The sequence below is a fragment of the Duganella alba genome, assembly GCF_009674495.1.
GTDB lineage: Bacteria > Pseudomonadota > Gammaproteobacteria > Burkholderiales > Burkholderiaceae_D > Rugamonas > Rugamonas alba.
Genome location: NZ_WKJN01000015.1, coordinates 1 through 25,997, shown reverse-complemented (window position 1 = coordinate 25,997; position 25,997 = coordinate 1). Strand labels below are relative to the sequence as shown.

The 25,997-nt window shown below is 66.6% G+C and carries 18 protein-coding genes; 7 read left to right on the top strand and 11 right to left on the bottom strand.

What is annotated here, in order from left to right:
* Positions 1–60 precede the first annotated feature (60 nt).
* Positions 61–2,367, top strand: a complete 2,307-nt coding sequence (locus GJ695_RS16030; protein ID WP_229260548.1) for a putative bifunctional diguanylate cyclase/phosphodiesterase — start codon at positions 61–63, stop codon at positions 2,365–2,367.
* Here the strand turns inward: GJ695_RS16030 and GJ695_RS16025 are convergent.
* Both GJ695_RS16025 and GJ695_RS16020 read right to left on the bottom strand, forming a co-directional pair.
* Positions 2,360–2,677 (bottom strand): hypothetical protein, encoded by a 318-nt coding sequence (locus tag GJ695_RS16025; RefSeq protein ID WP_154366406.1) that lies wholly within the window; start codon positions 2,675–2,677, stop codon positions 2,360–2,362. The two genes, GJ695_RS16030 and GJ695_RS16025, sit on opposite strands and share 8 nt — an antisense overlap.
* A 24-nt stretch (positions 2,678–2,701) precedes the next feature.
* Positions 2,702–3,967, bottom strand: a complete 1,266-nt coding sequence (locus tag GJ695_RS16020; RefSeq protein ID WP_154366404.1) for an NRAMP family divalent metal transporter — start codon at positions 3,965–3,967, stop codon at positions 2,702–2,704.
* 189 nt (positions 3,968–4,156) lie between these two features.
* Between GJ695_RS16020 and GJ695_RS16015 the strand changes: the two genes are divergently transcribed.
* From GJ695_RS16015 to GJ695_RS15995, 5 genes are all read left to right on the top strand, one after another.
* A complete protein-coding gene (locus GJ695_RS16015) occupies positions 4,157–6,415 on the top strand; it encodes a TonB-dependent receptor (RefSeq protein ID WP_154366402.1) in 2,259 nt (752 codons plus the stop codon).
* A 114-nt stretch (positions 6,416–6,529) separates the two neighbouring features.
* Positions 6,530–8,224: a methyl-accepting chemotaxis protein gene (locus tag GJ695_RS16010; RefSeq protein WP_154366400.1), complete on the top strand. Its 1,695-nt coding sequence runs from the start codon at positions 6,530–6,532 to the stop codon at positions 8,222–8,224.
* A 207-nt stretch (positions 8,225–8,431) separates the two neighbouring features.
* The gene (locus GJ695_RS16005; protein ID WP_154366399.1) at positions 8,432–9,013 is read left to right on the top strand and encodes a TetR/AcrR family transcriptional regulator; all 582 of its coding nucleotides are present in this window, start codon (positions 8,432–8,434) and stop codon (positions 9,011–9,013) included.
* A 77-nt stretch (positions 9,014–9,090) separates the two neighbouring features.
* Positions 9,091–9,648 (top strand): DUF308 domain-containing protein, encoded by a 558-nt coding sequence (locus tag GJ695_RS16000; RefSeq protein WP_154366397.1) that lies wholly within the window; start codon positions 9,091–9,093, stop codon positions 9,646–9,648.
* On the top strand, positions 9,645–10,514 hold the full coding sequence (locus GJ695_RS15995; RefSeq protein WP_154366395.1) for a CPBP family intramembrane glutamic endopeptidase: 870 nt from the start codon (positions 9,645–9,647) through the stop codon (positions 10,512–10,514). The genes GJ695_RS16000 and GJ695_RS15995 overlap by 4 nt, the downstream gene beginning before the upstream one ends.
* Here the strand turns inward: GJ695_RS15995 and GJ695_RS15990 are convergent.
* Positions 10,483–10,635, bottom strand: coding sequence for an oxidoreductase-like domain-containing protein (locus GJ695_RS15990; RefSeq protein WP_154366393.1), 153 nt, complete (start codon positions 10,633–10,635; stop codon positions 10,483–10,485). The genes GJ695_RS15995 and GJ695_RS15990 overlap by 32 nt on opposite strands.
* 19 nt (positions 10,636–10,654) lie before the next feature.
* Positions 10,655–13,759 carry a ligand-binding sensor domain-containing diguanylate cyclase gene (locus tag GJ695_RS15985; RefSeq protein WP_154366391.1) on the bottom strand — a complete coding sequence of 1,035 codons (3,105 nt, stop codon included), beginning with the start codon at positions 13,757–13,759 and terminating at the stop codon, positions 10,655–10,657.
* 147 nt (positions 13,760–13,906) lie between these two features.
* Between GJ695_RS15985 and GJ695_RS15980 the strand changes: the two genes are divergently transcribed.
* A complete protein-coding gene (locus GJ695_RS15980; protein WP_154366390.1) occupies positions 13,907–15,388 on the top strand; it encodes a DEAD/DEAH box helicase in 1,482 nt (493 codons plus the stop codon).
* Between the two features lie 62 nt (positions 15,389–15,450).
* On the opposite strand, the gene GJ695_RS15975 is transcribed toward GJ695_RS15980, so the two are convergent.
* Genes GJ695_RS15975 through GJ695_RS15945 form a run of 7 tightly spaced genes read right to left on the bottom strand, consistent with a single transcriptional unit; the run spans position 15,451 to position 25,829 of the window.
* The gene (locus GJ695_RS15975) at positions 15,451–17,412 is read right to left on the bottom strand and encodes a hypothetical protein (RefSeq protein WP_154366387.1); all 1,962 of its coding nucleotides are present in this window, start codon (positions 17,410–17,412) and stop codon (positions 15,451–15,453) included.
* Between the two features lie 24 nt (positions 17,413–17,436).
* A complete protein-coding gene (locus GJ695_RS15970) occupies positions 17,437–19,428 on the bottom strand; it encodes a hypothetical protein (RefSeq protein WP_154366385.1) in 1,992 nt (663 codons plus the stop codon).
* A 6-nt stretch (positions 19,429–19,434) separates the two neighbouring features.
* Positions 19,435–20,754 (bottom strand): NAD(P)/FAD-dependent oxidoreductase, encoded by a 1,320-nt coding sequence (locus GJ695_RS15965; RefSeq protein ID WP_154366383.1) that lies wholly within the window; start codon positions 20,752–20,754, stop codon positions 19,435–19,437.
* A gap of 9 nt (positions 20,755–20,763) precedes the next feature.
* Positions 20,764–21,165, bottom strand: a complete 402-nt coding sequence (locus GJ695_RS15960) for a GtrA family protein (RefSeq protein WP_154366381.1) — start codon at positions 21,163–21,165, stop codon at positions 20,764–20,766.
* Positions 21,165–22,163 carry a glycosyltransferase family 2 protein gene (locus tag GJ695_RS15955; protein WP_154366379.1) on the bottom strand — a complete coding sequence of 333 codons (999 nt, stop codon included), beginning with the start codon at positions 22,161–22,163 and terminating at the stop codon, positions 21,165–21,167. The genes GJ695_RS15960 and GJ695_RS15955 overlap by 1 nt, the downstream gene beginning before the upstream one ends.
* Entirely contained in the window at positions 22,153–22,848 is a 696-nt protein-coding gene (locus GJ695_RS15950) for an NAD-dependent epimerase/dehydratase family protein (protein WP_154366377.1), read from the bottom strand. Before GJ695_RS15950 ends, GJ695_RS15955 begins: the two co-directional genes overlap by 11 nt.
* The gene (locus tag GJ695_RS15945) at positions 22,845–25,829 is read right to left on the bottom strand and encodes a glycosyltransferase (protein WP_154366376.1); all 2,985 of its coding nucleotides are present in this window, start codon (positions 25,827–25,829) and stop codon (positions 22,845–22,847) included. The genes GJ695_RS15950 and GJ695_RS15945 overlap by 4 nt, the downstream gene beginning before the upstream one ends.
* Positions 25,830–25,997 lie beyond the last annotated feature (168 nt).

Here is a 25,997-nt window from a genome sequence, read left to right as displayed (position 1 = left end):
TGCCTTTCAGCTTACAATGCGGGTAGTCATCTTGATCCGCCCGCAGGGCGCAGAACGCCAATGAGCGCAGAACCAGGCTATCTCACAGCGATGGTGGTGGAATTTACCGCCGACTCCATCTTGAGCGCATTACTGATTTTCCTATGGCTGATGCAGCGCAAGGAAAAGCACGCGCTATTCTGGGGCGCCGGCCAACTGGCGATTATGGCCGGCGGGATTATATGGTTTGGCGGCACGGGCCTTATTCCATTGGAATTGCAGCTGTATTTATGCGCCTTGTGTTTAACCGTCGGCGCGGCCGGTTATTGGGCCGGTACGCAATTCTTTATCGGTAAATTACGCGCACATCATGTGCGCTGGATGTCGCCGGTCATTCTGGTCCTCAGCGGTATTTTCTATTACGCCTGGCACCTGAATAATCAATGGCTGCCGCGCGGCAGTGCTGCGGCTTTGGGCCTGGTCATGTTATGGGTGGGCTCGCGGCTGGTCAGCGTTAATAATCGCTATCGTTGGCTGGGCCTGACGCTGATGCTGCGCGGCGGGTTTAATTTATTCTCCGCCGTCAGCCTCAGTCCGGATGTCTATGCGGTATGGTTTGTCGGCACCAGCATTCTCAAAGTGCTGACGATGCTCGGCCTGATCTACGCGGTCCAGGATGAAATCCAGCAGCGCTACGCCCGCACCATCGACAGCCTGAGCCACGGATTTCTGATCCGCGACCGGCGCGGCTACATCCATGTCGCCAATGAACGTTGTGCAAAGTTGCTTGGATTTAACAGCGCGCAGGAGTTGATCGGTTTGCATGTTTGCGATCTGCTGCCCGGCCTGACGCGCGAGATGGCCGACCATTATTTCTTCCGCTTCGAGGCCGACGGCGCACAATATCCGATCGCCGATACCGCCATCTTTAAGTTGCGAAATGGCAACCATCTGCCGGTCGAGCTGTTGGGGTCGCCATATGTCGAGCGCGGCCGTTTGTACTGCCTGGTCCAGCTGCTTGACGTCAGCGAGCGCAAGAAGAAGGACGATTTGCTGTACCAGGCCGCCCGCGTCGATCCGGTCACCGGCTATTGCAACCGCCACGCGCTGTCGGTCCGGCTGACGGAGGAGGTGAGGAAAGCGGCTGCGGCCGGCCGCGAATGCGCGGTGCTGTTCATCGACCTGGACAAGTTCAAGCGCGTCAACGATTCCTTCGGCCACGCCGCCGGCGACGAACTGCTGCGCAATGCCGCCGACCGCCTGCACCAGCTGCTGCGGCCGACCGATGTGCTGGCCCGCTTCGGCGGCGACGAGTTCATCATCGTTATTTCCGACCTGGCGCCCCACAGCGCCGAGCAGATGGCGGCCGATTGCGCCGAGGCCGTCATCGCCGCCATGGGCAGGGGCTTCGAGCTGTCCTACCATGCGATCAGCGTCACGGCCAGCATCGGCATTGCCTGCTATCCAAACCACGGCGCCGATAGCGACACCCTGATACGCAACGCCGACATCGCCATGTACGAGGCCAAGAAAGCCGGCCGCGGCGAGCAGCGCGTGTTCAACGACGCCATGAACGCCGTCGCCAAGGACGCCCTGGTGATCGACGGTGCATTGCGCGACGCCATCGAGGCCAACGAGTTCTACCTGGTTTATCAAGCCATCACCAACGCCCACACCGGCAAGCTGACCAAGGTGGAGGCGCTGCTGCGCTGGAACAGCCCGCTGCTGGGGCCGATGCCGCCGGACCGCTTCATTCCGGTCGCCGAGGACAGCGGCATGATCATCGCGCTGGGCACCTGGGTGCTGGAGCAGGCCTGCCGCCAGGTCGGCCTGTGGAAGCACAGCGTGCTGGACGATGTGACCATCAGCATCAACGTCTCGGCCTGGCAGCTGGCCGATCCGCAGTTTGTCACGCTGGTGTCGCAGGCGTTGATCCGCAACGGCCTGTCGCCGCACCAGCTGGAACTGGAGCTGACCGAGCGCGTGCTGATCGAGGACGCCGCCAACGTCCAGACCGTGCTGGCGCAGCTGCGCGCGCTGGGCGTCGGCATATCGCTCGACGATTTCGGCACCGGCTATTCCTCGCTCAGCTACCTGACGCAGTTCCACCTGAACACGCTGAAGATCGACCGCGCCTTTGTCATGGATATCGAGCATAGCGAGCGTAGCAACAGCCTGGTGCACGCCATCATCGCCATGGGCCACAGCCTGGGCCTGCAACTGGTGGCGGAGGGCGTGGAAACGGCGGGGCAGGCCGCGATCCTGGAAAAGATGGGCTGCCATTATCTGCAGGGCTACCACATCTCGCGGCCTATCCTGCCCGACGAGCTGCTGCACTTTGCCGACGGCCGCGCCGCGCCGCAAGCGCAGCCGGACTTCGTTATTTAGCCGCCGGCACCGGCTGCGCGGCTTCGTCCGCCGTCAGTATCCAGATGCGGTCGACATAGCCCATGCCGTCGACCGTGTAGTTGACCACCAGGTCGGCGCCGCGCACGGCGGCCGGCATTTCGATGCGGTTGTCCTGGTTGAAGATGCGCGCGGACGGCGACAGCTGGCGCGGCTTGCCGTCCAGCGTAATGTCGGGAAAATAGCCGGGGGTGAATTTGCCGCGCAGGATGTTGGCGGGGAAGGGCCGGTCGATGGCGAGCGCGGGCAGCGCCATCATCAGGGTCAGCAGCAGGGCAAACAAGCGTCGCATCGCACCTCCGGGGAAAACCCCAGCTTACCCCAGCGTGGCAAACATCGCCAGCACCGCCAGCGCCATCACGGCCGTGCACAGCCAGCCCAGCACGCGCAGGCGGCGCGAGATCACCAGTGCGCCCATCACGGCCGGCCGCACGGCCAGCAGCATCACCACCACCATCACCGGCACCGCGATCACGCCATTGACCACCGCGCTCCAGAACAGCGCCTGGATCGGGTCGATGGCGGTGAAGCACAGCGCCGTGCCCACCAGCGTGGCGCCGATGATGATGGCGTAGAACTTGCGCGCGCCGGCCAATTGCAACTCCAGGCTGTTGTTCCAGCGCATGGCGCCGGCGATGGCGTAGGCGGCCGAGCCGGCCAGCACCGGCACCGCCAGCAGGCCGGTGCCGATGATGCCCATGCTGAACAGGGCGAACGCGAAGTCGCCGGCGATCGGCCGCAGCGCCTCGGCCGCCTGCGCCGACGACGCAATGTGGGTGATGCCGTGGGCGCCCAGCGTGGCGGCGGTGGTCAGCATGATGCACATCGCCACCAGGTTGGAAAAGCCCATGCCGGTGACGGTGTCGATCTTGATGCGCTTGAGCTGTTCGCTGGCCTGGTGCGTGGCGTGCTTGAGCGGCCGGGCGTCGGGATCGGCGTGCAGGTCTTCCACTTCCTGCGAGGCCTGCCAGAAGAACAGGTAGGGGCTGATGGTGGTGCCGAAGATCGCCACCACGGTGGTGATGTAATCCTTGTTCCAGTGTAGCGAAGGCAGCACGGCCGCATGCAGAATGGCCGGCCACGGCAGCTTGAGCGTCAGCGTGGTGGCGACATAGGCCAGCAGCGCCAGCGTCAGCCACTTGAGCACGCGCACATAGCTGCGGTAGGGCAGCATCACCTGCAGCACCGCCGACAGCACGCCGGCGCCGGCCGCGTACCAGTGCGCGCCGCCGCCCAGCACCATGCTGGCGGCCTCGCCCATGGCGGCGATGTCGGCGGCGATGTTGATGGTGTTGGCCAGCAGCAGCAAGGCCACCAGCGTGTACAGCAGCCAGGCCGGAAAGTGGCGGCGGATATTGGTCGCCAGGCCATGCCCGCTGACGCGGCCGATGTGCGCGCTGACCGCCTGGATGCCGACCATCAGCGGATAGGCCAGCAGCAGCGTCCATAGCATGCCGTAGCGGAATTGCGCGCCGGCCTGCGAGTAGGTGGCGATGCCGCTCGGGTCGTCGTCGGCCGCGCCGGTGATCAGGCCGGGGCCGAGCTTGCCGAGCCAACCCTTGGCCGGGGCGTGTTTGTCCATGTGGTCTCCTGTTTGCCGCCATGCTACGGCGGCGCCGGCCGCGCTTCCGTGCGGAGCCGTACTATGACTGCATGAACAACTGTTGTTGTGTCATCAAGATGTCATGCCGGCGTCATCGCATCGTCACATGCTCTTCCTACAATCTTGCCAGTTGATATTCCACCAACCTAGCAAGAAAGAACAACAATCATGCAACAGCGCTTCCCCCTGAAACCTCTGTGCCTGCTGGTTCTGCAAGCCCTGGCTTGCCACGCCGCCTACGCTGCCGCCGCCGTTCCCGCCGATGCCGACGCCGCCGATGACAGCGCCGCTGTCGCCGCCATGGCCGGTCCGGTGCAAACCGTGGAAATCACCGGCCGCGGCCAGTCGCGCCAGGTGCAAAACATCAACAAGGCCGACCTGGCCGAAGCGCTGCCGGGCACCAGCCCGCTGAAAGTGCTGGAAAAGCTGCCCGGCGTGAACTTCCAGTCGTCCGATCCGTTCGGCGCCTACGAGTGGTCGACCCGCTTCAGCATCCGTGGCTTCAACCAGAACCAGCTGGGCTTCACGCTGGACGGCATTCCGCTCGGCGACATGACCTACGGTAACAACAACGGCCTGCACATCAGCCGCGCCATCTCGTCGGAAAACATCGGCAGCGTGTCGGTGTCGCAAGGCGCCGGTTCGCTGGGCACCGCCTCGTCGAGCAACCTGGGCGGCACCGTGCAGTTCTTCACGCTGGCCCCGAGCGACGAGCGCGCCCTGACCTTCGCGCAGACCTTCGGCAGCGATTCGACCTCGCGCACCTTCGCCCGCGTCGACACCGGCCTGATCAACGGCGTCTTCAAGGCCTACCTGAGCGGCACCCGCCAGCGCACCGACAAATGGAAAGGCCAGGGCGGCCAGGACCAGGATCAGTGGAACTCGCGCTTCGTGTTCAACTTCGGCGACAACAGCCTGACCGGCTTCCTGAACTACTCGGACCGCAAGGAAATCGACTACCAGGATCTGTCGCTGGAAATGATCCGCCGCCTCGGCTACAACTGGGACAACTACCAGTCCGACTGGCAGCGCGCGGTGAATGCCGCCAAGGGCATCTACAGCGGCGGCGTCAACAGCCTGGACGACGCCTACTACTCGGCCGGCGGCCTGCGCAAGGACACCCTGAGCGGCCTGACGCTGGACCTGCACCTGGCCCAGAACCTGGACCTGAAGACCACCGTCTACCACCACGACAACAAGGGCCAGGGCCACTGGTACACGCCTTACGTGCCGACCGACGCCGCCAACCCGATCTCGGTGCGCACCACCGAGTACAGCATCGGCCGCGACGGCGTCACCAGCGACCTGAGCTGGGAAATCGGCGACCACACCATCGCTGCCGGCCTGTGGGGCGAGCGCAACAACCACACCGCCAGCCGCAACTACTACGGCGTGACCGGTCCGGCCGACACCATGTACTACCTGACCAATCCGTTCGCCACCGACTGGAAGCAGAACTTCATCACCACCACCTCGCAGTACTACCTGCAGGACACGCTGGCGCTGATGGACAACAAGCTGAAAATCAACGCCGGCTTCAAGTCGCTCGACGTCGACATCAAGGCCACCAACATCGTCGGCACGCGCGCCGCCGGCGACCTGGACGCCAACAAGAAATTCCTGCCGCAGGCCGGCTTCAATTACGCGCTCACCAGCGACGATGAAGTGTTCGGTTCGGCATCGAAAAACATGCGCGCGCACCAGCCGGGCGTGACCGGTCCGTTCTCGCAGACCCAGGCCGCCTACAACGCCGGCGTGGCCAACCTGAAGCCGGAAACCTCGACCAACGTCGACCTCGGCTACCGCTTCAAGCGCGCCAGCCTGCAAGGCTCGCTGGCGGTGTACAGCGCGCGCTTCGATGACCGTCAGCTGAGCGTGGCCACCTGCGCCGGCATCGTCGGTTGCGCCTCGACCTTCGTCAACGTCGGTAAAGTCGACACCAAGGGTCTGGAAGCGATCGCCGTGTGGAAGTTCAACCGCGAGTTCAGCTGGTTCAACTCCTACACCTTCAACGATTCCAAGTACAAGTCGAACTACATGGACGGCACCACGCTGGTGGCGGTCAGCGGCAAGACCGTGGTCGACGCGCCGCGCCAGTTGTTCAACACCGAGGTGTCGTATGAAGGCGGCCCGTTGTTCGCCCGTCTCGGCGCCAAGTACACCGGCAAGCGCTACTACACCTACCTGAACGACAACGGCGTGCCGTCGTTCTGGCTGGCCAACCTGTCGGCCGGCTACAAGCTGAAGTCGCTGGGCTGGGCCAAGGAACTGTCGCTGCAGCTGAACGTGACCAACCTGTTCGACAAGCAGTACATCAGCACCATCGGCTCGAACGGCTTCCAGGCCAGCGATCCGAACGGCACCGCGCAAACGCTGCTGAACGGCGCGCCGCGCCAGGTGTTCCTGACCCTGAACGGCAAGCTGTAAATCGCCCTAAAGCGACAGGTTGTTGTGTGGAAAACACAGCAACAGCTTGTCGCTGGCACCGGGCTCCTGTTAGTTGCATACTGGATACCCGGTGCAACCATCAGGAGATCCGCCATGAAGTGGTTTTACGATCTGAGAATCGCCCCCAAACTGATCGTCTCGTTCGGTGCGGTATTGTTGCTGACCTTAATCCTCGGCATCAGCAATATGGTGTCGATGAGCCGCGTCAACCAGGCGTCGACCGACCTGGCGGACAACTGGATGCCCAGCGTGCGCGCGGTGATGGACCTGCGTTCCGACGTGGGCGAGCTGCGGCGCTGGGAACTGGCGCACCTGCTCAACGACGACGCGGCGCTGATGGCCGGCTACGAGAAGCGCATGGACGAGGCGCTGGCCTCGCTGAAAAAACACCGCAGCGCCTATGAAGGCCTGATTTCCAGCCCGGAAGAAAGGGCCATGGCGGCCGATTTCGACAAGAGCGTGGCGGCCTATATGGGCGAGCACGACAAAATGGTGCAGCTGTCGCGCTCCGGCAGCAAGACGGAAGGGCGCGCGGTGATGACCGCTTCCGCCTCCCGCATCACCGAATTCACCGACATCATCAACAAGCTGGTCAAACTGAACGTCGACGGCGGCGATGCGGCCAGCGAGGCGGCCTCGGTGGTGTACCAGAACGCGCGGATTACCTCGATTATTCTGCTGGTGGTCAATATCGGCATCGGCATGGTGCTGGCGATGTGGGTGGCGCGGATCGTCGCCAGGCCGCTGCAGGAAGCGGTGTCGCTGGCGCGCGATGTGGCGGACGGTGACTTGACGCGCGACATCGACGTCAAGAGTTCCTGTGAAACCGGGCAGCTGATGCAGGCGCTGAAGGACATGACCGGCAACCTGCAAAGCCTGGTCAGCCAGGTGCGCAACGGCACCGACACCATCGCCACGGCCTCGGCGGAAATCGCCAGCGGCAACCAGGATCTGTCGTCGCGCACCGAAGAGCAGGCCAGCTCGCTGGAAGAGACGGCGTCCTCGATGGAGGAGTTGACCAGCACCGTCAAGCAGAACGCCGACAATGCGCGCCAGGCCAACCAGCTGGCGCAATCGGCCTCCGGCATCGCGCTCAAGGGCGGCGACGTGGTGGGCCAGGTGGTGGGCACCATGGCCTCGATCAACGAATCGTCGCGCAAGATTGTCGACATCATTTCGGTCATCGACGGGATTGCCTTCCAGACCAATATTCTGGCCTTGAACGCGGCGGTGGAAGCGGCCCGCGCCGGCGAGCAGGGCAGGGGCTTCGCGGTGGTGGCGGGCGAGGTGCGCAACCTGGCGCACCGCTCGGCGGCGGCGGCCAAGGACATCAAGCTGCTGATCAGCGATTCGGTGGAGAAGGTGGAAACCGGTTCGGTGCTGGTCAATCAGGCCGGCGAGACGATGCACGAAATCGTCACCAGCATCACCCGCGTGACCGACATCATGAGCGAGATCACCTCGGCCAGCGTGGAGCAGAGCGCCGGCATCGAGCAGGTGAACACGGCGATCGTGCAGATGGACCAGGTGACGCAGCAGAATGCGGCGCTGGTGGAACAGGCGGCCGCGGCGGCGGAGTCGATGCAGGAGCAGGCGGCCAAGCTGAGTGAAGTGGTGAGCGTGTTCAAGCTGCTGGCGACGGCGCAGGCGGCGCCGCGTCCGGCGCCGCCGCGTAAGCGGGCGGTGCCGCCAGCGGTGGTGGCCAGCGCCAAGGCGCCGGCGGTGCGGCCGGCGTTGAAGAAGCCGGTCAAGGAGACGGTGGGTGGGGATGAGTGGGAGGCATTCTAAGCTTGCCCCCAAAACCGCCGCGTCACGCTTTTGCAGTGCAGCACGCGGCACCCGTGACACCCGCACACCGCTGCGGCCAGGGTCTGACCCCGCATGGGGTCAGACCCTTTCGTTTGGGGGCAGACCCTTTCGTTTGGGGGCAGACCCTTTCGTTTGGGGTGAAAAATTGGCGCTTGACTGCCATCCTACCAGAAGGTAGGATGCTGCATGAGTAAATTATCGAACACTGCCGAAGATATCCTCGGCAGCGCCAGGGTCTTGATCGCTGCCGGCGGCTACAACGGCTTCAGCTACGCCGACATAGCGGAAGTGGTCGGCATTAAGAAAGCCAGCATTCACCACCACTTCCCCAGCAAGGTCGATCTGGTCCGTGCGCTGGTGAGCCAGTACCGCGCCGCCATCAGGGACGGTCTGGCGAACCTGGAGCACGGCATCGCCAGCCCGGCCGAGCAGCTGCGCGCCTACGTCCGCTACTGGGAAACCTGTATCGGCGACGCCAGCGCGCCGTTCTGCATCTGCGCGCTGCTGGCCAGCGAACTGCCGATCCTGCCCGAGGAAGTGGCGCTAGAGGTGCGCACGCACTTCCGCACCTTGTCGGCCTGGATGGCGGGCGTGCTGGAGCGGGGACAGCAGCAGGGCGTGATGAAGCTGGCGCGCACGCCGCAGGTGGAAGCGGAAATCTTCATGGCGGCAGTGCACGGCGCCATGCTGTCGTCGCGGGCCTATGGCGAGCCGGCGATGTTCAGCGCGATCATGACGCCGCAACTGGACCAGCTGACCACGATATAAGCACGGGATGCACCGCATCCCTTTTTTTAGTAGCAGAATCCTACCAACTAGTAGGTAGCACAAGGGGGAAGAATACGATGAATCAGCAATCGAGCCAGGAACGCTGGCTAAAACAGTACTACGCCCTGCGCGCGGCGTTTTCCGTCGCCTGGGTGATCGCCGCCTTCACGGCAGGCAAGTTCTCATGGTTTGTCGGCGCCGTGCTGCTGGTCAGCTATCCCGCCTGGGATGCGGTGGCCAACTTCATCGACGCCGCGCGCAACGGCGGGCTGGCGCTGAACCGCAGCCAGACCATCAATTTCGCCGTCAGCCTGGCGACGACGCTGGCGGTGGCCCTGTCGCTGCAAAGCATGCAGGCGGTGCTGGGCGTATTCGGCGCCTGGGCCATCGTGGCGGGGCTGCTGCAGCTGTTCACCGCCGTGCGCCGCTGGAAGGCCAACGGCGGGCAGTGGGCGATGATACTGAGCGGCGGCCAGTCGGCATTGGCCGGCGGCGCATTCATCTTCCAGGCACTGCATACGCCGGAACCGCCGGCACTGGCCACGGTGGCGGGCTATGCCGGCGTCGGCGCCTTCTACTTCCTGGTGTCGGCAGTGTGGCTCACCGTCGGCGCGCGCCGCCGCAAGAACGCATGATGTCGCGGGACAGTGACGTGCCGCGCCAGATCGCGGTGTTCCTGGCCTGCCTGGTGCTGCTGTCCGGCGCGGCCGATGCCCTCGGCATTCACCTGGCGCAGCCGAATCCCATGACGGACCGCTTCATCATGTGGTGTCCGGCGTTTGCCGCCTTCATCACCTGCAAGGTGTGCGGCGTCGATCTCGGCACGCTGGGCTGGCGCTGGCCGGAACGCCGCTGGCTGACGCTGAGTTATGGCGTGCCGCTGCTGTATGCCTTGCCGGTGTATCTGCTGGCCTGGGCGCTGTTTGCGGACAGCTTCGCCGTCGATGCGTTCGCGCAGCGCGTGGCCGGCTCCTACAACCTGGCGCAGTGGCCGCTGCTGGGCGCCTTCGCTGTCGGCGTGCCGTTGCTGCTGACGGTGGGCATGATTTCCGGGCTGACCTGGGCCTTGGGCGAAGAAATCGGTTGGCGCGGTTTTTTGTTCCCGCGCCTGATGGCGCGCTTCGGCTTCACCGGCGCCTGCGTGGCGAGCGGCCTGATCTGGGCCGTCTGGCATTATCCGAATCTGCTATGGGGCAGCTACAACGCCGGCACCAATCCGGCCGTTGCGCTCGGCTGCTTCACGCTGGCGGTGGTGGCGATGGCGTTTCCGATCGGCTGGCTCAGGCTGCGCAGCGAGAGCGTCTGGCCCTGCGCGCTGCTGCACGCCAGCCACAATCTGTTTGTGCAGGCGATCTTCGATGCGCTGACGGCGGACAGCGGCGCGGTGCGTTATCTGACCACGGAATTCGGCGTCGGCCTGGGCATCACCATCGGCATCACCGCGCTGCTGTTCTGGCAGCGCCGCGGACTTATTCCGGGTGGCGCGCCCGCCAGTCCTTGAGGGCTTGCTGGTAGCGCGCCAGTTCTTCCTGGTACAGGTCTTCGACGCAGTAGACGCAGCCGCTGCTGCAGCAGTCGCCCGGTGCGGGCGGGGTGGGTGGTTGTGGCTTCGGATCATCCATACTTATCTCACGTCGGCGCTCACATCGGCGGCATCGCCAGCAGCGCCATATTGCGTCCTTTTTCCTTGGCGCGGTACAGCGCGCGGTCGGCCAGCTGCACCAGGTCCTGCGGCGCGGTGTCCTCGGTCGGCACCAGCACCGCAACCCCGATACTGATGGTCATGATACCGAACGGCGACTGCGCGTGCGGCAAGGCCCGCCGGGTCAGCTCGCCGCAGATCTCCTCCGCCACGCCGAAGGCATCGGTGGCGTCGGTGGCGGCCGCCAGCAGCGCGAACTCTTCGCCGCCGTAGCGCGCCACCACGTCGGTGGTGCGGCGGCCGTGGGTGGTGATCAGCCCGGCCACGGTGCGCAGCATGGCGTCGCCGGCCTGGTGGCCGTAATGGTCGTTGTACTTCTTGAAGTAGTCCACGTCCAGCATCAGCAGCGCCAGCGTCTGGCCGGTGCGCGCCGCGCGCCGCCATTCGGCCTCCAGCGCCACGTCGAAACCACGGCGGTTGCTGACGCCGGTCAGGCCGTCGGTGGTGCTCAGTGCGGCCAGCTTGCGGTTGGATTCCTCCAACTCGGCGGTGCGCGCCGCCACCGTCCGCTCCAGCTCGGCCTGATGCCGGGTCAGGCGGCTGATGCGGATCTTGTACGCCAGCACCAGCGAACCGACCACCAGCGCCGCCAGGCCGGAACGGAACCACCAGCGCTGCCAGAACGGCGGCGTGATGGTGATGTTGAGCGTGGCCGGCACATTGTTCCACACGCCGAGGTGATTGGCGGCCTTGACGCGGAACACGTACTGGCCCGGATTCAGGTTGGTGTAGCTGGCGGTGCGGTGGCTGGCGTCGGTCTCCACCCAGTCGCGGTCGAAGCCCTGCAACTGGTAGGAATAGCGGTTGCCGGACGGCTCGGTGTAATGCAGCGCCGCGAACTCCAGCGCGAACACCGAGGCCTGCGACGACAGCGTCAGCGCGGTGGGCGCCGTCACCGGGCCGTCGGCCTTGACGTTCTCGGCCGGCTTGCCGTTCTGCAGCGAGTGGTTGAACACGGTGATGTCGGTGATCGCCACCTGCGGTGGCACCGAGCTGGTTTTCACCTTGGTCGGCGTCACCGCCGTCATGCCGTGCACGCCGCCGAAGTACAGCGTGCCGTCGGCGCCGAACGACGAGGAGTTGACGGTGAAGCCCTCGGTCAAACCGTCCGAGGCGGTGAACTGGGTGACCTTGCCGCTGTCCGGTTCCAGCCGGTACAGGCCGGCGATGGTGCTGCACCAGATCTTGCCGTCGTTGTCGTGCTGGATGGCCAGGATCTTCGGCGCGCGCATGGCCGCCGCGTAGGACTTGAAGGCGATCGAACCGTCCGGCTTGAACACCACCAGGTCCAGGCCCTTGCTGGTGCCGACCCAGATGCGGCCCTGCCCATCCTCGTGCAGGCTGGCGATGTTGTCGTCGCTGAGGCTGGCCGTGTCCCTGGACGAGTGGCGGTAGTGGCGGAACTTGCCGCTGGCGGTGTCCAGCAGGTCGAGGCCGCCGCCGTTCCATTCCGAGCCGGCCCACACGCGGCCCTGGCGGTCTTCCAGCACCGCCGAGGTGCCGTTGACGCTGCGCGAGTGCGGGTCCTGCGGATCGTTGTAGTAGATCTTGCGGGCGTCGGTCCTGATCTCGTAGCGGATCAGGCTGTTGCCGGTGGCCAGCCACAGCATGCCGCCGGCGCCGGGCGCGATGGCGTTGATGTAGTCGCTGGCGGTGTTGCCGAAGTGGATGGTCTGGAACGGGCTGTCCGGCGTGTCGAGGCGGTTCAGGCCGTTGGAGGTGCCCAGCCACAGCGGGCCTTTGCCGTCCTCGTCCTGGTACATGCTGTAGACGATGGAGTGCGACAGCTTGCCCGGCGTCTTGTCGTCGGCGTGGTAGCTGCGCAGCACGGTGCTGGTGGCCGGATCGTACAAGCTCATGCCGACGTTGCCGCCCAGCCAGATCCTGCCGTTCGGCGCGCGCGCCAGACTCAGCAGCGCATTGCTGGCCGGCGCCGAACGGCTGTCGATGCGGAACGGCACGTGGCGCGTGAAGCCTTCGCTGCTCAGGTTGGCCATGGCGATGCCGTCGGTGAAGGAGGCGATCCACAGCATGCCGCCGCGGTCCTGCATCACCGCGCGCAGGTTGTCGCCGGGCAGGCTGTAGGGATCGTCGGCGGCGTGCACGAACTGGTCGAACATGTCGTTGGCGTCGTTCCAGCGCAGCAGGCCGGCCGACAGCGTGGTGGCCCACAGCACGCCCTTGTTGTCGAGCCCGAAGTTGGTGATGCGGCTGTAGGGCGAGGCGATCGCCTTGCGCGTGTCCCAGTCGCTCCTGCCGTCCCAGCGGATGATGCCGGACTCGGTGCCGATCCACAGCGCGCCGCCGTTGTCGAACTGCAGCGCGCGGACGATGTTGACGCGCGCGTCCGGCTTGGCGGCCGGATCGACCTGGTGGTGGCGGAACTTTTTCGCGCCGGGCGCCAGGTAGTCCAGGCCGCCGGGCCAGGTGCCGATCCAGACACCGCCCTTGGCGTCCAGCGCCAGCGCGTTCAGGTCGTTGCTGGCCAGGCTGTCGGGATCGTTGTCGCTGTGGGCGTAGACGGCGTCGAATTTGCCCTGGGCCGGATCGAAGTGCTGCAGGCCGCCCCAGGTGCCGATCCACAGGCCGTCCTTGCCGTCGGAAATGATGTTCTTGACGATGCGGTGGTTCTTCGGCGCCAGCTCGGTGGTGAAGGTGGTGAAGTTGTTGGTCTCGGGATTGAAGCGCGCCAGCCCGTTCTGGGTCGCGGCCCACACCCGGCCCTGCTTGTCCTCGAAGATGGCCGACACGCGGTCATGCGGCAGGCTGCCCGGGTCGGACGGGTTGTTGGTGTACTTGACCGCCTGGTAGCCGTTGTAGCGGTACAGACCGTTGGTGTGGGTGCCGACCCAGACAAAGCCCTTGCGGTCCTGGATCAGCGACAGCATCGACGGTTCGTCGCCGCCGAGCGGGCCGAGTTTCTTGAAACGCAGCGACGGCGCCGGCGCGGCCTCGGCTGCGCCCGGCGGCAACAGCGGAGCCAGGAAGCATGCCAGCAGGCAGACCAGCAGAAGGCGGCGTAACGTCGAGAGAGACACGGGCATGGCAGAGGGGCGCATTCATCCAGATTCAGGTCAGCCGGCTATTATACATGCCATTGATGCAATAGTTTCAGCATAAAACTGGCGGTTTTTAGCGCAGTTGCCAGAAATTAGGGTATAGTTTACGGCGCTTCACCATCCGTCCACATTATGTCCGATACCGAGATCACTACCCCGTCCCCATCCGAGCAGCCTGCCGTTGCCGCCCCAGCCACCGTGCGCTTCGCCGATTTCGGCCTGTCGCCGGACATCCTGCGTGCGCTGAACGACCAGGGCTACGAGCACCCGACGCCGATCCAGGCGCAGGCCATTCCCGTGCTGCTGCAAGGCCGCGACGTCATGGGCGCCGCCCAGACCGGTACCGGCAAGACCGCCAGCTTCTCGCTGCCGATCATCCAGATGCTGCTGGCCCACGCCAGCGCCAGCACCTCGCCGGCGCGCCATCCGGTGCGCGCGCTGATCCTGACGCCGACCCGCGAACTGGCGGTGCAGGTGGCCGAGAACGTCAAGGCCTACGCCCAGCACACGCCGCTGCGCTCGACCGTGGTGTTCGGCGGCATGGACATGAAGCCGCAGACCGTGATCCTGAAGGCCGGCGTGGAAATCGTCATCGCCACCCCGGGCCGCCTGCTGGACCACGTGGAGCAAAAGAACATCAGCCTGGGCCAGGTGCAGATGCTGGTCATGGACGAAGCCGACCGCATGCTCGACATGGGCTTCCTGCCGGACCTGCAGCGCATCATCAACCTGCTGCCGAAGAAGCGCCAGAACCTGATGTTCTCGGCCACCTTCTCGCCGGAAATCAAGAAGCTGGCCAACACCTTCCTGACCGACCCGATCACCATCGAAGTGGCGCGCAGCAACCAGACCGCCGACAAGGTCACCCAGGTGGTCTATAAAATTGCCGAGAACCAGAAGCACGCGCTGACCGCGCACATCCTGCGCCAGCGCGAGCTCAAGCAGGTGATCATCTTCTCCAACACCAAGCTGGGCGCCTCGCGCCTGGCGCGCGAGCTGGAGCGCGAAGGCATGAAGGCGGTGGCGATTCACGGCGACCGCACGCAGCAGGAGCGCATGGCCGCCCTGGACGCGTTCAAGAAGGGCGAGATCGACATCCTGGTGGCGACCGACGTCGCCGCGCGCGGCCTCGACATCTCCGACCTGCCGTGCGTGATCAACTACGACCTGCCGTACAACGCCGAAGACTATGTGCACCGCATCGGCCGCACCGGCCGCGCCGGCGCCTCGGGCGATGCGATTTCGATCTACTCGGACAAGGACGAGCGCCTGCTGACCGACATCGAAAAACTGATCAAGCAGACCATCAAGCGCGCCGAGCCGGAAGGCTTCAACCCGGCGCCGAGCTTTGCCGACGAGCGCGGCGAACGCCGTCCGCGCCGCACCGAAGACATGGGCCGCGCCCCGGCCGGCCGTCCGGCCGAGCGCGGCGAGCGTCCGCCGCGCAGCCTCGGCGGCGGCGGTCCGCCACGCCGCGAGAAGGTCGATCCATGGTTCCTGAAGCCCTACGAGCCGACCAAGGCCGCGCCGGCGCCCAGCGCCACGGCCGGCAACAGCGGCATCACCAAGGCCAAGCCGAAGCTGGCCTTCCTGCTGGGCGGTTCGCCGAAGTAAGCTGGCGTCAGCCAAAAAAAAACCGCCGCGTGTCATACGCGGCGGTTTTTTTTCGTCTGGAATTACTTGAATTCCAGCGACTTGATGATCACCCCGAGCTGGCGATCGTCGCCGCTCAGGCCCAGCGACTTGGGCGTGACCGCGTCCGGCATCGCCAGGTGGATCTTCAGCTGGCCGTCGGCGTGGGCCGGCAGCTTGATTTCCACCAGCGGCGGCGGCTGCTGGCTGACAAAGGTGAATTCCTGCGCCGCGCCGCCGTTCAGCGACACCCGCAGGCGCTGCGTCATCGCGCCCTGCAGGAAGGCGTTGGCGTGGATGGTCAGCGTGCTGGGCGCGCCTTTGTCGAACACCGGCAGCGGGCAGTTCAGCGTCGCCTCGCCGAGCACCGTCCAGCGTCCGCCTTCTTCGCCCATGCCAAAGCCTTCCAGCGTGCAGTTGGGCTGGCCGTCGATGCTGGTCATGCCGATCACCGGCCGGCCCAGCGCCGACTGGCGCGTGGCGCAGGCGCCGTCGATCAGCGCCAGCTCGCTGTTGGAGCCCGGCTGCAGGCATTCCTTCATGCGGCCCAGGTTGGCGCCGGCGCCGGTGATGATGGTGCCGATCAGCTGCGTTTCGGTCAGCGGCCGGTCGCTCAGCACGTCCAGGCTGTTCATGGTGCGCGGCGTGCCGAACACGCCGATGGTGTACAGATAGGACATCCACGACGGCATGCCGGGCACTTCCACCACGTAGACATATTTGCCCGGCGTCGGTTGCAGCACCAGGTCGCGCCGCAGCTCCAGCTTGTGTTCCAGCGCCACGGCGTCGGAGGTGTCGATGCTGCCGCGGTGCCAGGTGATGGTCAGGAAGGCGGTGGCGATCAGCAGCGGCAGCGCCAGCGCGCCGTGCAGCACGTCCCACAGCGGATGCGGACCCGGCGCGGCCTGGCGCAGCCGCGTCGACAGCAGCGCCGGCAGCAGCGCCAGCTCCACCAGGAACACACTGTTGAGCGTGAAGCCGTGCTTCTTGACGGCGTATTCGGACCCCTGGCCCACATGCAGCAGCGCGATCTGCAGCAGGCACAGGCCGGCCGCCGCCAGGCCGAACAGGCCGATATATTTGAACGCCAGCCAGTCGCGGCCTTCGCCGCGGCGCGCCATGCGCCACCAGCTGAAGGTCAGCCAGCCCGACAGCAGGGCGATCGCCACGCAGTAGACGGCGATGCGCGCCATGCTGCCCAGCCAGTGCAGGGTCAGCGAGCCGTCGTTGGCGCTGATGGTTTTCATGGCCGCATAGGCCGGATGCTTGATCATCAGCAGCACCGCCAGCGCCATGGTGGCCAGCGTCGCCAACGCGCTCAAGGTCCATGCGCGGCTGCCGCGCTTGCCTTGCATGACAAAGTCCAGCGCCACCAGCGCCAGCAGTACGCACACCAGTTGCACGGTCGGCAGCAGGTGGGTGCCGGCCAGCAGGTAGATGCTGCCGAGGACGAAGCCGTTGCGCAGCAGCGGCGCCACGCCGCGCCGCTCCATCGCCAGCGCCGCCACCAGCACGCCCAGCATCAGCGCCTGCGCCACCAGCTGGGCGAAGAAGAAGTTGCCGATGTCTTCGATGCCGTAGATATCCAGACGCAGCGGACGGTTTACCAGCAGCAGGAAGGCCAGCAGCAGCATGGTGGACAGCGCGGCGCGGCGCGGCAGGGTCAGCATCAGCGCGCCCAGGCCGGCCCAGGCGCCAATCATCGACAGCAGCGTCAGCAGGTGCATGCCCAGCAGCGGCGAGTGCACCAGCATGCCCAGCACGGCCGCCAGGATGTGGCTGCTGCGCGGATAGATGTTCATCTCGCCCAGGCTCGGGTCGACGCCGGGCGGCAGGATCCACAATTGCGCGATGCGCGCCACCAGCGAGTAGTGGTGCGAGAAGTCGGACGAGGTGGCCCAGATGGTGTCGATGCCGACGCACAGCAGCAGGGCGACCATGCCGAGCAGCAGCGCGGCCTTGACGGCGCCGGAGATCGGCGTGGTGGTGGGAACAGGTTTGGACATGGTGCGCCTGGTTGGAGGTTGACTTTAGTGGAAGGAGATGGAGCGGACCATCACGCCCAATTCGCGCTGGTCGGTCCCCAGGCCCAGCGCCTGCGGCGAGCGGGCGTCCGGCAGCGACAAGGTCAGCGTCAGCGCTGTGGCGTTGGCCGGCAGCGGCAATTCCAGCAGACGGGCCGGCGTCGCCGCGTCATAGCGGAAAGTGGCCGGCGCCGCGCCGTTGACGCGGATCTCCAGCCGCTGCAGCGGCAGGGACTCAAGAAAGGCCTGGGTGGCCAGTACCGCCAGCGTCGGCGGCTTGCCGGCGACCCGCTTGGGCACCGGGCAGGCGATCACCGCGGTTTTGGCGCTGCTCCAGCTGCCGTTCTGTTCCGGCGCGGAAAAGCCCGTCAGCTGGCACAGCATCGCCGGATTCTTGTCGGTCAGCGCGATATGCTGCTCCGGCGGGCTGATTTCCGCCTGCAGGCAGGCGCCATCCAGCAGCGCCAGGCCGGCCGGACTGTCAACCTGACGACAGCGCGCGTACGGCTGGGCCTCGGCCAGGCTGGCGATGGTCAGCAGGTGGCCGACCTGGGCCAGGTCGCCGGGAATGCGGTCGCCCAGCAGGTCGCCGGCGTTGTTGTCGCGCGGTACGCCAAACACGCCGATGCTGAACATATAGGCGTAGGCCGGACTCACGCCCAGCCGCGCCGCATAGGTGTAGCGGCCGGCCGGTTCGGCCAGGCGCAGGTCGCGCACGGTGGTCAGCTGCTGCTCCAGGCGGACCAGCGTCGAGGTGTCGGCATGGGGTATGCGCGGCGACAGCTGCTGCAGCACCGCCAGCGCCAGCAGCAGCGGCGACAGCAGCCGGGCGGCCTGGCCCCAGGCTAGCTTGCGGGCCGGCGTCGGATACAGCGCCGTCCGGCGGTGCCAGGCCAGCAGCAGCGCCGGCACCATGCACAACTCCAGCAGCAGCGACGTGTGCAGGGCGTACACGTATTTCTTGACCGCGTAGTCGGTGCCGACGTGGAACAGCAGCGCCAGCGATTGCAGCACGCACATCAGTGCGCAGGCGCCGCCGTACAGGCCGATATATTTGAGTCCCAGCGCGTGACGCGCCGCTTCGCCGGCCGGCGCCTGGCGCCAGCTGTACAGCATGATCAGGGACAGCAGCAGCACGCCGCCGGCATACAGGCCCAGCGCCAGCGGACTGTTCAGATTATGGAGAAATATGCCGCCGTCATGGTCGCTGAGCGAGCGCATCACGGCGTAGCCCGGATGGCGCACCAGCAGCAGTGCGCCGATCAGCGGCGCCAGCAGGGCAGGCAGGACCGCGCGCAGCCGGGCCAGCGGCGCGGCGGACTGGCGGCGCTGGCGTCCCGCCAGCGGCAGCAGATCCAGCGCGCAACCCAGTCCCAGCACTGCCAGCAGTTCCAGCGCCGGCATCAGGTGGACGCTGCACAGGACCTGGATCGCGGCCAGCAGCAGCAGGTAGCGCCACCACGCCGGCAAGCCGGCGCGCTCGATGGCCAGCGCCGCCAGCATCGCCAGCAGCGCGCCGGCCTGGGCCGTCAGCTGCGCGTAGAAGAAATTGGTGACCAGTTCGCCGCCATGCGGTACCAGCCATTGCAGATGGCGGTTGAGCAGCAGCAGGGCCAGCAGCGTCACGCCGCTGAGGACGGCGGCGCGCGCCGGCAACTGGCGCAGGAACAGCAAGAGCACCACCCAGATGGCCACAACGGCGGCGCAGGCCGTCAGTTGCAGGCCCAGCAGCGTGGAGTTGGCCACACGGCCGACCAGCGCCGCCAGCAGGTGGGCGCCGCTCGGGTAGACATTCATTTCCCCCAGGCTGGGGTCGTAGGCGGCCGGCAGCACCCAGTGCTGCGCCAGCCGGGCGGCCAGCGCGTAGTGGTGGGCCAGGTCGACCGAGTCGGACCACAGGGCGTCCGCCAGCCGGGCCACCAGCAGCAGGCCGCACAGCAGCAGCGGCAGCGTGCGCAGCCAGAACGAGCGGACGTCTTGCTGAAGCTCGGTGCGCACGCCGGATCAGGCCAGCTTGGCGGCGATCAGCTTGGCCACGGCCTTGCCTTCGCGGATGGCGTAGTTGGTGCCGCGGTCTTCCGGATAGATCTGCGCCATGGTGCTGATGGTGGCGTTGCTGTACGGCGTGTCGCGGCCCGGCACGTATTGCGAGTAACCGACTTCGGTGACCGGCTGCGCGAACTCGGCGCGCCAGATGCGGAAGTCCTGGATCCAGCTGCGCTGCATGTCGGGGAACATGCGCTGCAGGTGGCCCAGCGCGAAGTCCAGGTAGTCGTTATCGCCGGCGGCCCACAGCGGATCTTCCTTGGCCAGGTAGCGCGACAGGAACACGATGTGCTTGCCGTCGTAGTTGGCCGGGCTGTCGAAGTTGGTGTGCTCGATCACGCCGACAAACGGGAAGCCCGGGTCGTTGACGTTGATCCAGTAGGTGTCCGACAGGCTGCGGTCCAGTTCCAGCACCAGGCAGACGTTGCCGAGGTACTTGACGCGGCGCAGGCGCTGCAGCCAGGCGGCGTCGGCGTTGCCCTCGAAGATGTTGGCGATGATCGGGAAGGCCGGCGTGAACAGGAATTCCTTGCCGTCGACGGCGCCGTCGGCGGTGGTCACGGCGCGCAGCCTGCCGCCGTCGGCCTGCACGCCGGTGACCGGCGCGCCGTAGCGGATCTCGCCGCCCAGCTTGCGGATCTCGGCCGCCATCGCTTCGGCCAGGCGGCCGAAGCCGCCCTTGAAGTAGGCCAGCTGCTCGCCGCCCTTGGCGTCGCGGGTCGAGCCGCGCAGCACCAGCTTCTTCCACATCCAGACCGCGTTGATGGCGTCCTGGTAGACATTGAACTTGTTCTCGATCAGCGGCTTCCACACCACGCGGTAGGCGTTCTTGCCGCACAGCGGCTCCAGCCATTCCTGGATGGTCAGGTGCTCGATCGCCTTCCAGTCCTTGACCTTGCGCACCTTCAGCACCATCAGGCCGAGGCGGATGCGGTCGAGGAAGGGCAGCGGCGAGAAGCGCAGCAGGTCCAGCGGCGTCGACAGGCTCCAGTGCTTGCCGTTGAAGTACATGCCGGTCTTCGACGGCATGATGACGACGTCGCCCTCCATGCCCAGTTCCTTGACCAGCTCGGGCACGTAGACGTCGTTGTCGAACCAGTGGTGGTAGAACTTCTCGATGGTCACGCCATCCTTGAACTCAAAGGTGCCGGCCAGGCCGCCCGGCGTGGTGTCGCCGTCCAGCACCACCACTTTTTTGCCGGCGCGCGCCAGCGCCAGGGCCGAGGTCAGGCCGGTGAAGCCGGCGCCGACGATTACTGCGTCAAATTGCTGTGTCATAAAGCGATCTCAATGTTGGGAAGGAACGGCGGCCGGGGCGGCGCTCTTGGCGTTGAAGGTCAGGCGGCGGTTCAGCGTGAATTGCAGCACCACCACCATCGGCAGCGTGATCAGCTTGGCGATGCGCGGATCGACGCCGGCAAACTGCACCAGCGCCCACAGCAGCAGCGCCGAGGCGCCGAAGCCGACCGCGGCCACGCCGAGGAACATGGCCAGGCGCTGCAGCGTGCGGTCGCGCATGCCGAAGGTGAAGATGCGGTTCAGGAAAAAGCTCATCAGCGTGCCGGCCAGGTAGCCGAGGCCGTTGGCGCCCTGGTACCACATGCCGGCGGTATAGCTGAGGTAGTACACCGCGTAGTCGGTGCTCACGCCCATGCCGCCGCACAGGCAATACAGAAGGAATTGTTGCATCAGAGGTCCTTGTGGTTCTGGTCGTCGGCGGCCAGCAGGCCGATGCTGTCGCCGATCACGTATTGCGGGCGCGAGTTCAGCGTCAGCAGCACGCGGCCCAGGTATTCGCCGAGCATGCCCAGCGCCACCAGCTGGGCGCCGCCGATGATCAGGATGGTGACGATCAGCGACGACCAGCCGATCGGCATCTTGTCGATGGTGAACTTCTGGATGATCAGCAGGATGGCCAGCAGGAAGCCGAGGCCGGCCAGGAACAGGCCCGCAAACGAGGTCAGGCGCAGCGGCACGATCGAGAAGCTGGTGGCCATCTTGAGCCACAGCGAAATCGACTTGCGCAGGCTGTAGCCGCTGTCGCCGGCAAAGCGGTCGTGGTGTTCGACGTCGACCGTGCCGATGTTGCGCGTGACCGACAGCAGCAGGCCGTCGACATACACATACGGGCCGCGGTAGCGCAGGATGTCGCGCACGATCTCGGCGCGCATGGCGCGGAACGGCGACAGGTACAGGCCTTTCGGCTTTTGCATCAGGTAGCCGGCGACCATGTCGTTCAGGCGGCTGCCGGCGATCTTCCACGAGGCGTGCTTGCGGTTCTTGAAGCGGGCGTAGACCACGTCGCGGCCGCTGGCCAGCTCGTCGAGCAGGGCCGGGATGTCCGACGGCGCGTGCTGCAGGTCGTCGTCCATGGTCATGACGATGGCGCCGCGCGCCTGGGCGAAGCCGGCCATCAGGGCGTTGTGCTGGCCGGCGTTCATGCGCAGCAGGATGCCGCGCACCCACGGGTATTGCGCCGACAATTGCTGGATCACGTGCCAGCTGCGGTCCGGCGAGCGGTCGCAGACAAAGATCACCTCGTAGCTGCCGCGCACCGCCGGCAGCGTGTCGAGCACGGCCTGCAGGCGCGACACCAGCTCCGGCAGCACCTTCTCGCTGCCGTACACCGGGATCACGAAGGACAGCGCCAGCGCGGCGGCCGGCGGCAGGGGCAGATCAGCGGCCATAGTATTTCCTTATCAGGTTGGTCACGTAGTCGGGGCCGAAGGTGATGCCGGCCTCGGTGGCGGTCTTCAGCGCCAGCTCGGCTTCGATGTCGTAGCTGGCGCCGGCGTCCACGCTCTCGTAGTTGGCGCGCTTGTCGAGCACCTCTTCAAAGATGTGCACCAGCTGCTGGATGCCGGTCGAGGCCGGGCTGGCGACATTGGTGACAATGCCGTCGGCCGCATGGTTTTCCACCAGGTGGCAGACGATCGAGGCCACGTCGGCCACGTCGATCAGGTTGCGGCGCGCGTGCAGCCAGACCTTGAAGCGGGCGCCGGTGCTGATCTGTTCGTACAGATAGTTGGTCAGGGTGTGCGGATTGGGCGTGGCGCCGACCACCTGCGGCAGGCGGAAAATCGCCTTGCGGCGGGCGCGCTCCATGATCAGCGCTTCCATGGCCTTTTTGTGCTGGACATACGGCATGTGCGACAGCTCGGGATCGGACACCGAGCAGGTGCTGAAGTACAGCACGAAGCGGTCCAGGTCCAGCGCCTCTTCCAGCAGCGCGCGCTCGCGGGCATACGGCTCGGGCGCGCGCTCCTGCGAGTTCGAGACGCCGGAGGCGAACACCAGCAGGTCGTGCTCTTCGGCAAACGCCGGGATGTAGGCCTTGAACGCCTGGGCCAACAGGCCGTTTCCAATAATCATGATAGTTGTTGTTCTTCAGGGTGGATCAGATGTTGCCATTCGGGAGCCAGCATCGCGCTCAACAGCGCCTGGGCGCTTTGTTCCCAGGTCAGCCACGGCATGCCGGCCGACTGTGGCGCTTTATTTTTTTGCAATAAATCCAGCCAAGCGCGCATGGTAGCGGCCAAGTCTTCGGCTGTCAAACCGCTGAAATACGTGGCGTGCTCGCCCGCCACTTCGCGGAACACCGGCAGGTCGCGGGCCACGATCGGCAGGCCGTGCTGCGCCGCCTCGATCAGCGGCAGGCCGAAGCCCTCGCCTTCCGAGACGATCAGCAGGCCCGATGCCGCATGGTAGAGCTTTAACAGCATCTCGTCCGAGAGGCCGCTCAACCAATGCAGCTGTTTGCCTTGTTCCGGATGCTCGCGCAGGTCCTTGGCCAGCTTGTCGACCATCCAGCCGTGCTTGCCGACGATCACCAGGTTGGCCTGGACGCCCTGGCGCCACAGCAGGTCGAAGGCGGCCAGCGCCTGGGCGTGGCCCTTGCGCGGCTCGAGCGTGCCGACCATCAGCAGGGTCGGCTGGCTGGCCAGCTGGGCCAGCAGCTGGTCGGCGTCCGGCGGCAGGCCGGTGCTGGGCGCGCTGGCGTCGATGTCGGCGCCGAGGTGGAAATAGCCGAGGCGCAGCGGCGTCTGGCGCGGCAGCGGCGGGCGCGCCAGCAGCCAGCCGCGCAGCTCGTCCGCCACCGAGCGCGAAATGCACATCAGGCCGTCGGACAGTTCGGCGATGGTGTCGAGCCAGGCGGCGAAGTCGGGTTCGGCGCCGAACGGGAACACGTCCGGGCGCAGCACCGGCAGGATGTCGTACACCACGAAATAGATCTGCACGCCGCGCGCGCGCATGCGTTCGAACTGGGCGCGGTTCTGCTGGGTGCCGTGCATCATCAGGTCGAGGCCGAGGAACAGGTCGCCGGCGCGGGTGTCGATCGGCGCGTCGTCGGCGATGTCGAACGGCGCCTGCAGCATGTCCTGCATGTAGGCGCGGGCGTAGCGGTACGGTTCGCCGCGGCCGGGGCTGTACACCGGCTCGATGCGGTAGCCGGCCGGCGGCTTGCCGATCAGCGCCATCAGTATGCTGCGCACCACGCGCTGGATGCCGGTCTTGAGGTCGGTCTGCACCATGGCCGAGATGTCGACGAACAGCTGGCGCGGGCCCGGCGGCAGGTGGTTGGCGCCCACCGCCTGAGCGGCCAGGCGCAGCGCGGTGTCGCTGGCGGCGCCGTCGAGCGCGCCGAGCGCGGCCAGCAGGCGGCGGTAGTGGCGCGGCGCGCTGTGGCGGGCGAAATATTCGATGGTGTCGTGGTACAGGTCGCCCACGCGGCCGGGCGCATGCTGTTCGCGCACATAGGCGGCGCCGGCCGCGCTCAGGCTGTCGCGCAGGGTCGGGTTGGCGCGCAGGCGCAGCAGCGCTTCGCCGAGCTCCTCGCGGCTAAAGCGGTCCGGCAGCAGCGACAGCACCTCCGGCGGCAGTTCGGCGGTCGAGCCGTGGGCGTTGGCCACGGTCGGCACACCGTGCAGCAGGCAGTCCAGCACGGCGGCCGAGGTTTCGCCGCGCGTATCGGTGCGCAGTTGCACCGCGACGTCGCAGGCGGCCAGCCAGGTCTGGTAATCCTCGTGGCTGACGAAGCCGGTGATGCTGACGCGGCGCTGGGCGCTGACGGCGGACGACAGCTCGCGGCAGTAGGCGCCGGGAATGGTCGCGCCGACAAATACCAGCTGGCATTGCTTGTCGGCCGCCAGTTCGGAGGCTTGCCAGGCGTTCAGCAGTTCGGCGTTCAGCTTGGTCGGGCCGAGCAGGCCGAAGGCGCACACCACGAAGCGCGACGGATCGAGCCCCAGGCGCTGGCGGGCCGCCAGACGCGCCTGGGCGCGCGGCAGGCCGCTGGCCAGGCCGCGCAGCAGGGGCAGGGCGCGCCACTGCGCCGCCATGCCCGGGCCGTACCAGTCGGCCGCCAGGCGTTTCGGCAATTCCGAATGGACGATGACGCCGTCGGCCTGGTCCAGCACCGCGCGGTTGGACGGGTATTTCCACACCGCGTCGTGGTGGCCGATGGCGGCGCGGTCGCGCAGGCCGCTGTAGCCGTGCGACTCGAACAGCGCCTGCACGCCGGCGTCGGCGCTGTGGCCGCTGTGGTGCATGTGGTCGAGCAGGTTGCCCAGGTAAAAATCGTGCAGCACGACGATGCCGGGATGGCGCTCCAGCAGGCCGAACATGTGCTGGTGCATCGGCGAATTGCCGAAGTGGTAAAGCACGCGGTCGTAGTCGCCGGCGTGAGCTTCGAAATAAGCCAGGTCGCGCAGCGGCAGTTCGGCCTTGATCCAGGCGTCGCTGACGTCCTGCTGGGCGATCACCACGTCCACCTGGTAGTGGCGCGCCAGTTGCGGCAGCAGTTCGGCGCTGTAGTCGGCGATACCGGATTTTTCCGGCGGCAGCGGCGAGATGTAGGCCAGGCGCGGCTTGCCCTCGGCCACGGCGCTGGTCGCGGCCAGGTTGGCGGCGTGCTCGGCCACGGCCTGTTCGAACAGCGGCCAGATGGCGGCGACATCGTCGGCGGCCGGCAGCGCGGTCAGCGTGGCGTAGCTGTCGAACAGCGGGCTGACGGCGGCCACGTCGAGCGCGGCATCGAGGCCGGGCGCGAACACCAGGTCGGCCCGCAGCGTGGCGAGGAAGGCGGCGCGGATCTGTTCGCTGGCGCGCGCCAGCCACGGCGCGTCGGCCGGCGTGGCGCCGTCCGGCGGCGGCAGTTCGTACAGCACCACCTCGGCCAGCCCGGCGAAGGCGTGGCGCAGCGGCATGATGGCGGCCGGATGGCGGTCGCTCAGCGCCACCACCACTTGCTGCGGCGGCGCCGCGCTGCGGGCAATCTGTTGCGCCAGGTGCAGCAGCGCTGCCGCATCGGGAGTGCTGCGCTGGCAGGCCTGGAGGTCGATAACGATACGCATGGTCTTATTTTTCTGCAGTGTGGCGGGCCTGGCGCAGCGCGGCATAGGCCTGGCGGGTGGCGGCGCTCATGCCCTGGAGTTCCGGCGCGATGGCGCGCTGGCGGCGGGCGGCGTCGGCCTCGGGCGACGACGGCACGTGGCGCGCGCGCGCCAGCATGCTGGTGACGG